Origin of the sequence: Kitasatospora sp. NPDC058492, assembly GCF_042720685.1 — a bacterium.
Lineage (GTDB): Bacteria > Actinomycetota > Actinomycetes > Streptomycetales > Streptomycetaceae > Kitasatospora.
Window position 1 is genome coordinate 176,198 of sequence record NZ_JBHXMU010000008.1, and the last position, 11,397, is coordinate 187,594.

The following is an 11,397-nucleotide window of genomic DNA, read 5'->3' on the forward strand; positions in this document are numbered from 1 at the left end:
ACCGGCGGTCTGTGCCTCTGGCGGCGGCGCCCGGCATCCGCAACCCTCCAGCTCGCCCTGGCCCTCCTGTTCGGCCTGTCGGCCGTCAGTACCCCCTGAGGGATATTCGGTGTTCTGCCGGCCCAAGAGGACACAGGATGGTGCGCATGACTCTGGCCACCCCCGTTCTGCACACGGCTCGCCTGCGACTGCGCCCCTTCACCGATGCCGACGCGGACTCCCTCTTCGCGCTGCACAGCAGCACCCGTGTGATGCGCTACTGGGACTCCCCGCCGTGGACCGAACAGGCCCGCGCCGAGCGCTTCATCGCGATGTGCCGGAAGATGGCGGACGAAGGCACCGGGGCCCGGGTGGCCATCAACCGTGCTTCCGACGGGGCCTTCGTCGGCTGGTGCGGTCTGACCGGATGGAATCCGGACTACCGCAGCGCGTCGTTGGGCTACTGCCTCGACGAAGCGATGTGGGGCCACGGCTTCGCGACGGAGACCGCAACCGCCGTGCTGCAGTGGGCATTCGACGCGCTGGACCTGAATCGGGTTCAGGCCGAGACCGATACACGCAACGTGGCATCTGCCCGGGTCCTGGAGAAGGTCGGATTCGTGCGTGAAGGGACGTTGCGAGAAGACTGCGTCGTGAACGGCGAGGTATCCGACTCGTGGGTGTTCGGGTTGATCAGGCGAGAGTGGCGGCCGTCGGCTGTGCCGATTCCAGTCTACGAAGTGCGGCGTTACTAGCGCTCGGCCGCGAACGATCGGACGCCGAGGCGGCGTTGAAGGACGGCCGGATGCGTCTGTGCGCACAGGTCGAGGAGGGCCGCACCTGCATCAGATGCGATTCCCCACGGTTCGTGCGAAGGCGAGCCCGAGTGATAGACGGGGCCCGTTGACTGGTCAGGTTGGCGCCGCGTACCGCGCGGTGCGGTGGGGTTGATGCGGAGAATGGCGTCGTATTTTGACCCGCCGAAGCAGATCGTGCCAGGCGGCCTCAATGTTGGCCGGAATCCTCTGTCGACAATCGTGATGTATGGGGCGTTACTGATTCTTTGGCTTCACATGAAGATGGCTTGACCTGCAAACTTTCAACTCTTCAAAGATTCTGCATGTGTGACTGAATATGAAGTGACCTGTCCATGCTGAGAGTTGTATGGTTCGCTGACCGGTCTATCCGGCAAGGATCAATCGAAATCATCGACTGACTTACTGACTTGAAGGGGGATGATGTGAAGCGCCTGGCTCTAAGGCTTTTCGCACTTCTCGTCACGGTCATGCTCGGCTTGACCGCAGCTGCCACGCCCTCCGTTGCGTCACCGGCTTCAGAGCGGTGCTCAGCGGAGGTCGACACCAGCTCGAACTATCAGTACCGATGCGAGTTCGGGATCTTCCCTCTGGCTGACACTCCCGCTGGCGGGGCCGTCAAGAACGGAGTCTTCCAGCTCGCCGTCACCCACTTCTCCGACTACTTCCCTTTCAGTGGGTGCGGAGACGTGCTGAAGGTGAACCAGACGTGCGCGCTCATGCCGGGGAATGCCCCGGTGCAGGTTACAGAAATCGGCTCGAACTACTACATTCTCAAGTCCCTGAAGGGTCATCCGGAAGGGGAGAACAGGTACATCAAGTTCGCGGTTTACATCATCGACAGCGAGCTGCGCCTCGGGATTCTCTCGTGGGGTGAGCCGAGCGTGGTCGCGAAGGCGACAGTGTCATTTGGTGGGGCAACTGCGCTGTGGGGCGGGTACGCTCGGAACCTCACGAAGACCGTCTACCCGTGATCAGTAGCTGACGTTCGGCGCCCGAGCGCCCCGGACCCGTTCGGTCTGGGGCGCTCTTTCCATGCCGCTCGCGGCACTGATCAACGAGCGCATGGCGGGCGATGGCCGGGGCATTCCGCGACGCATTCGACCAGGCCGCGTCCGCCGGGGACCGGGAGCCGGCGCCAGTTGCCGGCGCTCACGTCCCGCGGCGGTCAGCCCGCCCCATCCGCATATCTCACACACCAGGACCTACAACCACCGCTCCAGACCCATCAGGGACTTCGCGAAGGTTCACCCTGACGAGCCGAAGTCAGTAGTCCGTTTCCGGTGGCGGCCGCGCCCGGGTTGGTCGAGGAGTTGCTGACGAACGAGTCGTCCCAGGCGGGAGCGGTGATGTCGATGGAGGGCTCGTCGACGGGCAGGCCGAGTAGTTCGTGCAGGTCGCGAACCCGGAAGATCCGCCCGAGCCGCTCGTTGAAGGCGGTCACGATGCGCTGGCGGACGGTGGCGGGCTCTGCGGGGGCTTGTGTGGGTTCGGGCAGGGTGAGGCCGTCGATGACCTTGCTGGCGAGACGATGTGACCATCGCGATTTCAGGCACCGGCAGTGGCTATGGCGATCGGCGCCGGGAACAACACCGCGCCGACAGCCCGGTAGCGGTGCGACGTTCCCCGACCGTGTCGGGCCGGTGACACGCGGGGGCATTGCTGCCACCCTGGGCGTATGAGTACGGGCCAGGCCCAGCCGCTGTGCACGGACGTTGCTCCACGGCCCCGGGAGGGTGATGCCGCCTCTCTGGCCCAACCACCCATGCTCTGGTCCCACCGATCGTTGTTTCTCCGGGAGGTACGGTGACCGGCCGAGTCATCTACGCGTCGTTCGAGTTCCAGTTCCCGCTGGGCGGCATTCGGGTGCTGAACCAGCAGGTCGCGCTGCTGCGGGCCGTCGGCGTCGAGGCGTTCCGCTGGACGCCCACGCCGGGGTTCCGCTACACGTGGTTCGACGACGATGTGCCGACGCTGTCCGGCATGACCTTGGACCTCGGGCCCGAGGACGTGCTCGTGTTGCACGAGGTCAGCGTGGTCCCGGGGCACGACCCGGCGCCCGGCGGCCACAAGGTGATCTACTCGCAGGGGCACTACGTCAACTTCCTGACCTGCCCCGACCCCGGCCCGTATCCGGGCTGGTCGGACCGGCCGGCTCTGTGGACGATCTCGAAGGCGGGCGTCGACATGTTCCGCCGCGCCCTGCCCGAGTTCGAACCGCACCTGGTGCCGAACGTCATTGACACCGAGTTGTTCCGGCCGGCATCGACCGAGCGGGTTCGGCGCATCGCGTGGATGTCCCGCAAGCGCCCGATCGAGACCACGCTGCTCCGCCGTCTGCTGCACGCCGACCCGCGGTCCGAGGGTGTGGACCTGTACGACATCCACGCGGTCCCCCACGAGGAGGTCGCTCGCGTCCTGTCCGACACGTCGGTGTTCATCGCGTTGGGAGCACCCGAGGGCGAGGGCTTCGGATTGCCGCTGGCCGAGGCGATGGCCAGCGGCTGCCTGGTGACCGGTTACGCCGCCGGCGGCGGAGCGGAGCTGTTCGACTCGCCGTCCGCGTGGCGGATCCCGGAGCTCGAAACGGATCGGCTGGCGGACAAGGCCCTTGAGCTGCTCGACCTGCCCGGCCAGGACGAGGTGCGGCGGGCGGGCCGTCAGTGGGTCGCCGACCGGTACACCACCCGGGCCGCCGTCGAGGCGCTGACCGAGGGCATCCGCCAAGCGCGGGCCCTCCCCGGTGGCGCGGCGACGGCCACCCATCCGGCCGCCTGGATGGACGAGTTGTTGAGGCGCTTCCCGGTGCCGCCGGAGACACACGCCCGGGTGGAACCACCGGCCGCTTCGTAGTGCTCCAGCCGGACTGCTCCGTTCCCGCCGGCCACCGGACCGAAAGGCCCGAAAGCTCTGAAAGGCCCGAAGGCCCGAAGGCCCGAAAGGCCCGAAAGCGGGGAGCGACGGCCCGCACCAGCGTGGTGCAGGCCGTCGCCACCTCGCACAACCCCGTTCCCGGCGGGTGAAGCAGCAGGTCGGGCCGGACGTCGGCCTGCCCACCCACGGCCCTCTGCGACAGGCTTCAGCGGGAGGGTTGCGGCACGGGTGAGAGGTGTAGTTGCTGCGGGGCGGAGTGCAGGTGTGTCGAGAGGTCCGGCAGGGGGGCGGTGTCGCCGGTGGTGAACCACACCAGGACGTCCTCGCCGGCCCGTACGGGCAGGGCGGGGAAGTCGTTCTCCGCGTGTTCGGTGCGGTGAACCGCCAACGGCTGGTTCCGGGCGGCCAGTTCGGGGCGCAGGTGCCGCTCGAAGTGGTCGGCGAAGGCGGCGGGGTCCAGGGGGTGGCAGATGGTCGCGACGACCGGTCCGGCGTCGGCCGGGGCGGTGAAGCCCGGGCCGCGCAGCAGCAGGACGTCGTCCGAGTCCACCATCGTCGCGTTGGCGGCGTCCCGGTGCTCCTGCCAGACCGGCCCGTAGTAGAAGGCGTGCAGTGCCCGTGCCCGCGACGCCATGTCAGGGAAGCTGCGCAGCCAGACGAAGCGGTCCGGGTCGTCCAGGTCCCGGAACCGGCCGCCGACGGTGATGCCCACCGCCTGCTGTCCGGTCACGAACTCCCGCTCGAAGAGGGCGATCAGAGTGTCGCGGGCACCTGGGTGCAGGGTGTACTGGCGCAGTTCGACGATGCTCACGAGGCGTCCTGCAACTGGACACGGCTGAGCTCCGCGACCCGGTCGAGCTCCGTGACCCGGTCGAGCGCCCGGCTGTGTCCGCCGTTCACGGAGAACTCCTGCTCCCGGCCGTCACCGCCGGCCGGAACCCCGGTGAGTCTGCGGACGGGCATGCCCCGGGAACCGTGGAGGAAGTCGGAATCGATCATGGCCGCAGGCTAGAACCGGTCCACTGACACCTCCTGTCAGTGGATACTGACAGCCGTGCGCGCCAGCCGACTGATCTCACTGCTCCTGCTCCTCCAGAACCGGGGAAGGATGACGGCCCGGCAGCTCGCCGACGAACTGGAGGTGTCGGTCCGCACGGTCTACCGGGACCTCGAAGCGCTCGGCGCCGCCGGGATCCCGCTGTTCGGCGAGGCCGGTCACGGCGGCGGCTACCAGCTGCTCGACGGGTACCGCACCCGGCTGACGGGCCTGACCGCCGATGAGTCGCAGGCCCTGTTCCTGGCCGGGCTGCCCGGCCCGGCGGCCGAGTTGGGCCTGGGCGAGGTACTGGCGGCCGCCCAGCTCAAGCTGCGGGCCGCCCTGCCGGCGGAGCTCCGCGAGCGGGCCGGGCTGATCCAGGAGCGCTTCCACCTCGATGCGCCCGGCTGGTACGGGGACGTGGACGAGACGCCGCACCTGGCGGCCGTCGCGGCCGCGCTCTGGGACCGGCGCAGGGTGTGGGTCCGCTACCGGCGGTGGAAGGCGCCCACCGAGGTGGAACGGCGACTGGAGCCGTACGGACTGGTCCTCAAGGCCGGCCGCTGGTATCTGGTCGCCGCCGCGGACGGTGCCACCCCGCGTACCTACCGGGTCGACCAGATCCTCGAACTACGAGAGTTGGAAGAGGAGTTCGAGATACCCACGAGCTTCGACCTGGCTGCACACTGGCGGGACGGGCTCGCCGACTTCCATGCCCGACTGCACACCGCGGAGGCGACGGTGCGACTGTCGCCGAGCGGTGTCGCCCGGGGTCGCGAGCAGCTCGGCCGCGCGTTCGACCGGGCGGTCGCGGATTCGGGGGTGGCCGAGGCGGACGGCTGGACCAGGGCGTCCGTGCCCATCGAGTCCCTCGGCCACGCCCACGACGAGTTCCTGAGACTGGGCACCGACGTGGAGGTCCTCGAACCACCGGAGCTGCGTGCCCGGCTGGCCGCGACCGCCCGCGCACTCGCCGACCGGTACGGGGCCTGACGTGGGCGAATTCCCGTCCCTGCCCTCCGCCCCTGCCCTCCGACCCTGACGGGACGGGTGCCGGGTTGCCTGTCCGCCGGCCCGGGCCGGCCTGCTTGCCCGATCCGCTGAGCCGATTCGCTGGGGTCGATTCGCTGGGGTCGATCCGCTGGGTCGCGCGGTGCGATGTGGTGCATCGAGACGCTTGACCGTTCCGGCGGGGCTATTTGATAGTCGACGAACCCGCCGAACTCGCCCACTTCCATCCGCTGATCACCGTCGCGCCGGAGCGCCGACCGGGCCCGTGGCCGCGTCGCCTCACTCGGGTCCGGCCGTCGGTGGGTGCCGGTGGTGTGGCCGGGGCTACTTGCCGGCGGCTGCCATGGAGGTGACGGCGTCGGCGATGGTGGCGCGGTAGTTGCCCATGTGGGGGTTGAGGACGCGGGTGTCGGGGGTGAGCGGGAAGTTGTGGGTGGCGGCGAGGGGCATGTTGGTGTCGTCCTGGTCGGCGAGGACGTTGATTTCGTTGATGTCGGGGGTGGTGCCGGTGGTGGCGCCGCCGGGGTTGAGGTCGATGACGACGTAGGCGTTCTGGCCTGCGGGGACGGGGAAGCGCAGGGTGCCGCTGGCGAGTACGGGCCGGATGTTGTTGCTCTGGTCGCGGGCGGTGGAGTTGCCGAGGTTGACGCCGGGGGAGGAGCTGAGGCTGCAGGCGCTGGTGCCGGTGTTGTGGACTTCGATGACCCGCTGGCTGGGTGCTCCGGGGCGTGCGGTGACGTGGATGGAGAGGTTGCCGATGTCGCAGGGGGTGGCGTCGGTGGGGGCGGGGGCGTTGCCGCCGCCGGGTCGGGTGCTGGTGGAGGGGCTGGTGCCGGACGGGGTGTGCGGTGCGCCCGTGGGGGTGTGCGACGCCGCGCCCGTGGCCGGTGCGGTCGGTGACCCCGCTGCGGGAGCAGAGCCGGTGGGAGCCGCACCGGTGGGGGCGGGTGCGACGGCCGCGGTGGTGGGGGAGGCCTTCGGGCCGGCGGCCGGGTCGGCATTGTCGGGCCCGCAGGCGGTCAGGACGAGACCGGCCCCGACGGCGAGGACGGCGGTGACGAGCAGCGGGCGACGGCGGCGGACGGACATGGTGGCTCCCCGATGACAGTGCGTGCTGGCTTGCTGGACACCCACCATGACGGTCGGTCAGTGGCTTTCGGTGGCACGCGTGGCGTCACAATCGTCAGGACATCCCGAGGATCGGACTGTGACATTCGGTTGGGGAGCTGCGGGTTGACACGCCGTACTCCGGGCCGGTCAGAGCCAGCCGTTCTGGGCGGCCTTGATGCCGGCCTCGAAGCGGCTGCTGGCGTTGAGCCGCTCCATGATGGAGGCCATGTGGCGGCCGACGGTGCGGGAGGAGATGCCCAGGCGCTGGCCGGCGGTGTCGTCGGTGAGGCCGGTGCCGAGCAGGCGCAGCAGTTCGCGTTCGGTGGCGGTGAGTCCGGTGGTGGGGTCGCCGGGGGCGGTGGCGCCGAGCGGGACGGCGGTGTTCCAGGCCTGTTCGTAGAGGTCGAGCAGGGCGGTGAGGATGCCGGGTTCGGTGACGTGCAGTGCGCCCTTGCGGTGGTCCTCGGGGTCGATGGGGACGAGGGCCTCGCGGCGGTCGGCGATGACGATGCGCTGGGGGATGGTGGGGGCGGTGCGGACTTCTCCGCCCTGGCTGAGCAGCCAGTGGGCGTATCCGGTGACGTGCGGCTGGTGGCGGGTGGAGTCCTGGTAGAGGGTGCGGATGGTGATGCCGCGGGCGAGGGCGCCGGCGTCGCCGGGGCGGGAGGAGTCGAGGTCTTCGGGCCGCTGGTTTCCGGGCTGGCTGCTGAGGGCTTCCGTGGTGGTGGTGCGGCTCATCTGTTCCAGGCGGTGGTGGACGGCGTCCATGCCCAGCAGGCGTTCGCCGTGGGCGGCGTGGTGTTCGGCGCGTTCGGCGACCATGCGGGTGACGGCGGCGCGGGACGCGGCGAGGGCGGCCTGGCGGGCGGCGAGGTCGGCTTCCTGGCGGGCGAGCATCTCGGCGAGGCCGACGGCCGGGTCGACGGCCCGCATCCGGCCGGGGTGGTCGGCGGAGGCGCGTACGAGCATGAGGGCGCCGAGTTCGTCGAGGCAGTCGTGGACCTGGGTGGCGGTGGTCGCGCAGCGCCCGGCTATCGCTTCGACGTCGGCGGCGGGGTGGTCGAGCAGGGCTTGGTAGACCTGCTCGGCGCGGGCCGATAGTCCAAGCGCCTGCAACAGGGTGTCCCCCTTGTGTGATGATCCGTGAGCTCTCGTGGCTGTGACAGCACACGAAGCTTCATGATCCTTTCATGGGATGACACCGCCCTCAAGGTCGGATATCCGGCCTCGACGGCAGGCCGCGCCGTCCAGTTCTTGTCATGCCCGCGACAGCCTGTCCGGAGTCGGACAGGCCGATTGGCGACACCCGCAAGGCCTTCCGAGCCGCCCCCCGACCGGCAAAGCTAGTGATCGCCGCCAGGGAGTCAGCCAGGAAGTCAGCCCGGACGGCAGCCGGACGGCGCGTCGACCGCGGGACGCACCGATCGGAGAAATCCCTTCGTGTCAACAACAGTTGAGGACAACCGATCGTGATCCAGACCCGTATCGCCAAGGCCGCCGCGGCCATCGCCATCTCGCTGGGCGCGCTGCTCGCCGCCCCCGCCGTCCTGTCGGTGAGCGCCCAGGACACCGCCGTCAACGCCAGCTTCGGCTGGGGCGGCTGACCCGCGGATGGACGTCATCTACGCCGCCCTGCACCGCAGGCAGAGCGCCGGGCCGGTTCCAGCTGGCGAGGCGGCCGAGGTGACCGAGGTGGACAAGGCAGGTGAGGCGGCCGAGGTCCGCGCCGTCCTGTGGGCCCACGCCCGCCCCGACGACGGCCTCCAGCACATCACCGTCCGAAGCGAGGCCGACCGCGTCGACCTGCTCGTCTACCTCGCCAGCCGTGACCCCGCAGTCGCGGAGGACACCCTGAGCCGGGCCCACGTCCTGATCGCCCGAGGCCACCAGGCCTCACCCCTGATGCGCCGGCGCTACCAGCCACCGGCGCCCCCCGGCCGCTGAACCCACGCCGCCGCTGAACCCGCACCGCGGCCGCTGCGCCACCGCCGCACCCGCGCCCCCCGGCCGTTGAACCCGCACGACGCTGTCCGGCATCCGATGCCGTCTCGAACTCGCAACCCGCAACGCGCAACGCGCATGAGGAGCTCCGCCATGCCTTCGTCCACGCTGTCCAGGCTTGCCCACGTCGCCCTCGCGGCCTCCCTCGCCGCTTCCGGTGCGATAGTTGCGACCGCCGTCACCACCACGGCGGCCCACGCGGCGACCAGCGCCGTCACCGCCGCCTCGTCCTCGATCGACGGCAAGATCACCCGCAGTGAGGTCATCCAGCGGGCGCAGTACTGGCTGGGCAAGTCGATCCCCTACAACCAGGGCGGCTCGTACCCGGACTCCAGCGGCCGCAACTACCGTACGGACTGCTCGGGTTACGTCTCCATGGCCTGGCACCTGGGCGCCGGCACCGGCCCCGACACCCGGGCCATCGAGGACTCCTACACCTACGGGATCCAGCGCAGCGAGCTCAAGGCCGGCGACGTCCTCAACAGCTACTACAACCACGTCCTGCTCTTCGAGAAGTGGGACGACGCCGCCCACACGACCTTCTCGTACTACTCCTTCGGCTCCACCCCGGTGAAGCACGTCACCGGCGCCTCCATCAACGGCACCCTCGACTCGCACCCCAACAGCGAGTACAAGGCGCTGCGCTACAAGAACATCGTCGACGACGTCCAGACCCGAGCCACGAAGGCCGGCGTGTACCACCCGTCCACCCAGACCTTCTACGAAGGCGACAACACGGGTTCCACGCTGGGCTCGGCGAAGTTCGGCAACGCGGGCTGGACTCCGCTGGTCGGTGACTGGAACGGTGACGGCGTCGCCAGCGTCGGCGCGTACGACCCGGCCACCGCGACGTTCTACCTCAGCAACGACAACAGCACCGCCGCCGGGACCGCGAAGTTCGGCAACCCGGGTTGGATCCCGCTGGTCGGTGACTGGAACGGTGACGGTGTCACCAGCGTCGGCGCGTACGACCCCGCCACTGCCACGTTCTACCTCAGCAACGACAACAACACCGCCGCCGTGACCACGACGTTCGGCAACCCGGGTTGGATCCCGCTGGTCGGCGACTGGAACAAGGACGGCAAGGACAGCATCGGCGCGTACGACCCGACGACCCAGACCTTCTACGAGAGCAACGACAACAGCACGGTCGCGGGCTCGGTGAAGTTCGGTAACGCAGGCTGGACCCCGCTGGTCGGCGACTGGAACAACGACGGCGTCACCAGCATCGGCGCGTACGACCCGAGCACCCAGACCTTCTACCTCAGCAACGACAACAGCACCACCGCCGCCAGCTTCGTCTACGGCAGCCCCGGCGACGTCCCGATCGCCGGCCGCTGGTAGTCCGCCCCCCAACCGACACGAAAGGAAGTCAGCTGAGCATGCCCGAGAACAAGTCGACCACCCGTCACACCGGTCACACCCGTCGCACCCGCTCGCTCGCCGCTGTCGCCCTGGGGGCGGCCGTCCTGTCCGCCGCCTCCCAGGCACCGGCCCAAGCCGCCTCGGTGGGCACCTGGGACAGGGTCGCCCAGTGCGAGAGCACCGGAAACTGGAGCATCAACACCAACAACGGCAACTACGGCGGCCTGCAGATCACGCTGCCCACCTGGAAGGCCTACGGAGGCCTGGCCTACGCCTCCCGGCCCGATCTCGCCACCAAGAAGCAGCAGATCCTCGTAGGGGAGAAGATCCTCGCCGGCCAGGGCCCCGGCGCCTGGCCCAACTGCAACGCGGGCCTGAGCACCGACCACGCCAAGCCGTACTCGGACCGGATCGGCGCGTACGACCCGGCCACCGCCACCTTCTACGAGAGCAACGACAACAGCACCGTTGCGGGCTCGGCGAAGTTCGGCAATCCCGGTTGGACCCCGCTGGTCGGCGACTGGAACGGCGACGGTGTCAGCAGCGTCGGCGCGTACGACCCGGCCACCGCGACGTTCTACCTCAGCAACGACAACAGCACGGTCGCCGTGACCACGACGTTCGGCAACCCGGGTTGGATCCCGCTGGTCGGCGACTGGAACAAGGACGGCAAGGACAGCATCGGCGCGTACGACCCGGCCACCGCCACCTTCTACGAGAGCAACGACAACAGCACCGTTGCGGGCTCGGCGAAGTTCGGCAACCCCGGTTGGACCCCGCTGGTCGGCGACTGGAACGGCGACGGCGTCACCAGCATCGGCGCCTACGACCCGAACACCCAGACCTTCTACCTCAGCAACGACAACAGCACCACCGCCGTGACCGCGAAGTTCGGCAACCCCGGCTGGAAGCCCCTCGTCGGCGACTGGAACGGCTCCGGCAAGGACAGCGTCGGCGGCTACGACCCGGCCACCGCGACGTTCTACCTCAGCAACGACAACAGCACCGCTGCCGTGACGACGAAGTTCGGCAACCCCGGCTGGATCCCCCTCAAGGGAAGCTGGTAACCGCTCATCAAGGGAAGCTGGTAACCGCTCACCGACCAGCTCACCCGGACGCGAACCGGGGCCGGCGGCGGGCCTTGAGGACCGCGGCCGGACAACACCGCGCACACCGGGCGGCGGCCTGCACCATGAGGTGCAGGCC

At 69.4% G+C, this 11,397-nt stretch carries 13 protein-coding genes; 8 read left to right on the forward strand and 5 right to left on the reverse strand.

Features of this window, described 5'->3' with window-relative positions; genetic code table 11:
* The first annotated feature begins 146 nt into the window (after positions 1-146).
* Together ACFWPI_RS08430 and ACFWPI_RS08435 are read left to right on the forward strand one after the other, a co-directional pair.
* Positions 147-734 carry a GNAT family N-acetyltransferase gene (locus ACFWPI_RS08430; protein WP_380379493.1) on the forward strand — a complete coding sequence of 196 codons (588 nt, stop codon included), beginning with the start codon at positions 147-149 and terminating at the stop codon, positions 732-734.
* Between the two features lie 485 nt (positions 735-1,219).
* On the forward strand, positions 1,220-1,768 hold the full coding sequence (locus tag ACFWPI_RS08435) for a hypothetical protein (RefSeq protein ID WP_380379491.1): 549 nt from the start codon (positions 1,220-1,222) through the stop codon (positions 1,766-1,768).
* A 254-nt stretch (positions 1,769-2,022) separates the two neighbouring features.
* Here ACFWPI_RS08435 and ACFWPI_RS08440 read toward each other — a convergent pair whose 3' ends face one another.
* Complete coding sequence (locus ACFWPI_RS08440) at positions 2,023-2,238, reverse strand: hypothetical protein (RefSeq protein ID WP_380379488.1); 216 nt, start codon at positions 2,236-2,238, stop codon at positions 2,023-2,025.
* Between the two features lie 362 nt (positions 2,239-2,600).
* On the opposite strand from ACFWPI_RS08440, the gene ACFWPI_RS08445 reads away from it, so the two are divergent.
* The gene (locus ACFWPI_RS08445) at positions 2,601-3,647 is read left to right on the forward strand and encodes a glycosyltransferase (RefSeq protein ID WP_380379485.1); all 1,047 of its coding nucleotides are present in this window, start codon (positions 2,601-2,603) and stop codon (positions 3,645-3,647) included.
* Positions 3,648-3,873: 226 nt separating this feature from the next.
* Here ACFWPI_RS08445 and ACFWPI_RS08450 read toward each other — a convergent pair whose 3' ends face one another.
* Positions 3,874-4,479, reverse strand: coding sequence for an NIPSNAP family protein (locus ACFWPI_RS08450; RefSeq protein WP_380379482.1), 606 nt, complete (start codon positions 4,477-4,479; stop codon positions 3,874-3,876).
* Positions 4,476-4,667 carry a hypothetical protein gene (locus ACFWPI_RS08455; RefSeq protein WP_380379479.1) on the reverse strand — a complete coding sequence of 64 codons (192 nt, stop codon included), beginning with the start codon at positions 4,665-4,667 and terminating at the stop codon, positions 4,476-4,478. The genes ACFWPI_RS08450 and ACFWPI_RS08455 overlap by 4 nt, the downstream gene beginning before the upstream one ends.
* Positions 4,668-4,722: 55 nt before the next feature.
* On the opposite strand from ACFWPI_RS08455, the gene ACFWPI_RS08460 reads away from it, so the two are divergent.
* The gene (locus tag ACFWPI_RS08460; RefSeq protein ID WP_380379477.1) at positions 4,723-5,697 is read left to right on the forward strand and encodes a helix-turn-helix transcriptional regulator; all 975 of its coding nucleotides are present in this window, start codon (positions 4,723-4,725) and stop codon (positions 5,695-5,697) included.
* Positions 5,698-6,039: 342 nt separating this feature from the next.
* On the opposite strand, the gene ACFWPI_RS08465 is transcribed toward ACFWPI_RS08460, so the two are convergent.
* On the reverse strand, positions 6,040-6,804 hold the full coding sequence (locus ACFWPI_RS08465) for a DUF4232 domain-containing protein (RefSeq protein ID WP_380379475.1): 765 nt from the start codon (positions 6,802-6,804) through the stop codon (positions 6,040-6,042).
* Positions 6,805-6,972: 168 nt separating this feature from the next.
* Positions 6,973-7,941 (reverse strand): LuxR C-terminal-related transcriptional regulator, encoded by a 969-nt coding sequence (locus tag ACFWPI_RS08470; RefSeq protein WP_380379473.1) that lies wholly within the window; start codon positions 7,939-7,941, stop codon positions 6,973-6,975.
* A gap of 353 nt (positions 7,942-8,294) precedes the next feature.
* Here ACFWPI_RS08470 and ACFWPI_RS08475 point away from each other — a divergent pair, with 353 nt between their 5' ends.
* The 4 genes from ACFWPI_RS08475 to ACFWPI_RS08490 all read left to right on the forward strand — a co-directional run bounded on the left by ACFWPI_RS08475 (position 8,295) and on the right by ACFWPI_RS08490 (position 11,258).
* Positions 8,295-8,429, forward strand: a complete 135-nt coding sequence (locus tag ACFWPI_RS08475) for a hypothetical protein (protein WP_380379470.1) — start codon at positions 8,295-8,297, stop codon at positions 8,427-8,429.
* 7 nt (positions 8,430-8,436) lie between these two features.
* Complete coding sequence (locus ACFWPI_RS08480; RefSeq protein ID WP_063352620.1) at positions 8,437-8,769, forward strand: hypothetical protein; 333 nt, start codon at positions 8,437-8,439, stop codon at positions 8,767-8,769.
* 150 nt (positions 8,770-8,919) lie between these two features.
* On the forward strand, positions 8,920-10,170 hold the full coding sequence (locus tag ACFWPI_RS08485) for a VCBS repeat-containing protein (protein ID WP_380379467.1): 1,251 nt from the start codon (positions 8,920-8,922) through the stop codon (positions 10,168-10,170).
* Between the two features lie 38 nt (positions 10,171-10,208).
* Complete coding sequence (locus ACFWPI_RS08490; RefSeq protein ID WP_079136575.1) at positions 10,209-11,258, forward strand: transglycosylase family protein; 1,050 nt, start codon at positions 10,209-10,211, stop codon at positions 11,256-11,258.
* The last annotated feature ends 139 nt before the right edge of the window (positions 11,259-11,397 follow it).

Excerpts from the sequence above, each read along its gene's own strand:
- ACFWPI_RS08430 (WP_380379493.1), top strand. The coding sequence starts at position 147 with ATGACTCTGGCCACCCCCGTTCTGCACACGGCTCGCCTGCGACTGCGC.
- ACFWPI_RS08455 (WP_380379479.1), bottom strand. The coding sequence starts at position 4,667 with ATGATCGATTCCGACTTCCTCCACGGTTCCCGGGGCATGCCCGTCCGC.
- ACFWPI_RS08465 (WP_380379475.1), bottom strand. The coding sequence starts at position 6,804 with ATGTCCGTCCGCCGCCGTCGCCCGCTGCTCGTCACCGCCGTCCTCGCC.
- ACFWPI_RS08480 (WP_063352620.1), top strand. The coding sequence starts at position 8,437 with ATGGACGTCATCTACGCCGCCCTGCACCGCAGGCAGAGCGCCGGGCCG.
- ACFWPI_RS08485 (WP_380379467.1), top strand. The coding sequence starts at position 8,920 with ATGCCTTCGTCCACGCTGTCCAGGCTTGCCCACGTCGCCCTCGCGGCC.
- ACFWPI_RS08490 (WP_079136575.1), top strand. The coding sequence starts at position 10,209 with ATGCCCGAGAACAAGTCGACCACCCGTCACACCGGTCACACCCGTCGC.